The sequence below is a fragment of the Stenotrophomonas pictorum JCM 9942 genome (assembly GCF_001310775.1).
Taxonomy (GTDB): domain Bacteria; phylum Pseudomonadota; class Gammaproteobacteria; order Xanthomonadales; family Xanthomonadaceae; genus Stenotrophomonas; species Stenotrophomonas pictorum.
This window is the reverse complement of sequence record NZ_BAZI01000527.1, coordinates 1-1,516: the sequence shown is the minus strand read 5'-3', so window position 1 is coordinate 1,516 and position 1,516 is coordinate 1. Positions and strand designations below refer to the sequence as shown.

Here is a 1,516-nt window from a genome sequence, read left to right as displayed (position 1 = left end):
GGCGCGGCGCGCGCCAGGTCCAGCCCTTGCGGCATGCGCAGGCAGAATTCCTCGCGCACCACCAGATGCTTGGCGTAACCGCCCTGGGTGGGATCGCCGCTGATGCGGTCGGCGCCGGCATAGGTGCCGGTCATGCCGTTGCGGCACAGCTGCTCCTGGCCGCTGTCGCACTGGTCGCAGGCCAGGCAGCTGTCGACCATGCAGCCGACCGCGACATGATCGCCCACCTTGTAGCGGCTGACCTCGGCACCGACCTCGATCACCCGGCCGACGATTTCATGCCCCGGCACGATCGGGTAATAGCTCCAGCCCCAGTCGTTGCGCGCGGTGTGCAGGTCCGAATGACAGACGCCACAGTACAGGATCTCCATCGCCACATCGTTGCTGCGCAGCGCACGGCGTTCGAAGGTGAAAGGCGCCAGCGGCGAGGTCGGATCGTAGGCGGCGTAACCGTGGGTTTTCATGGGGGCGTCCGGTAAAGCCGCGGTGCGGCGCAGGCGCACAGTCTAGGTGCGCACCGGTGATGGCATAAGTCACGCCGGCAGGATGCAGCTGTCCATACATGGCCACCGCAGGCATATCGAGCGAAGAAATCGCCATGAGCCGATGCCCGAATCGCCGCATTGCGTGTAGTGCGGCCAGGCCCTGTGGCCTGAAAATAGGGGCGACACCTGCTACCGCTTTGCGCCGATGAAATCCTCTCCCACACCGCTCCCGCCGCTTCGCAGCTGGCTGGGTATTGAACGCAACCAGACCCGTCACGGCGAAAAGTGGATCTCCGCGCTGGGCGCGCTGCTGGGCCTGCTGGCGGTCTACCAGCTCACCCACTGGAGCTTTCCGCACGGCTTTGACGGCCATCCGGGCAGCACCCTGCTGCTGGCCTCGATGGGTGCCACCGCGGTGCTGGTGTTCGCGGTACCGCACGGCGCGCTGTCGCAGCCGTGGCCGGTACTGGCCGGGCACCTGGTTCCCGCGTTCATCGGCGTCAGCTGCCAGCAGCTGTTTCCTGGTCAGGTATGGACCGGCGCACTCGCGGTCGGACTGGCGGTGGCGGCAATGCACTACCTGCGCTGCATCCATCCACCCGGTGGCGCCACCGCCCTGGCGGCGGTGATCGGCGGCAGCGACGTGCATGCGCTGGGCTACCACTATCTGCTCACGCCGGTGGCGATCAATGTCGGCGCGATCCTGCTGGCGGCGGTGCTGTTCAACGCCTGCTTCGCCTGGCGCCGCTATCCGGCCCATCTGCACCGCCGCCGGCAGCCCCTGCCCAGCGTGAGCCCGGCCCAGCGCAATTTCGATCTGACCCAGGAGGATTTCCACGCCGCCATCGGCCAGCTCAACTCCTTTGTCGACATCACCGACGAGAACCTCACCGAGCTGCTGGAACTGGCCAAGCAGCATGCCGAGCGCGTGTCGCTGCACCCGGCGCGGATCCAGGCTGGGCGCTGCTACAGCAATGGCCGGCTGGGCCGCACGTGGAGCGTGCGCCAGGTGCTCGCGCTGCCGGCGGCAG

Annotated in this window: 2 protein-coding genes; one reads left to right on the top strand and one right to left on the bottom strand. The window is 67.6% G+C overall.

Annotation, left to right across the window (positions count from 1 at the left end; genetic code table 11):
- A partial coding sequence (locus JCM9942_RS15715) for an alcohol dehydrogenase catalytic domain-containing protein (protein ID WP_157722984.1) occupies positions 1-464 on the bottom strand: 464 nt, incomplete at its 3' end.
- Positions 465-690: 226 nt separating this feature from the next.
- Here JCM9942_RS15715 and JCM9942_RS15710 point away from each other — a divergent pair.
- Positions 691-1,516 (top strand): HPP family protein (locus JCM9942_RS15710; RefSeq protein ID WP_054660797.1); only part of this gene is annotated, 826 nt, incomplete at its 3' end.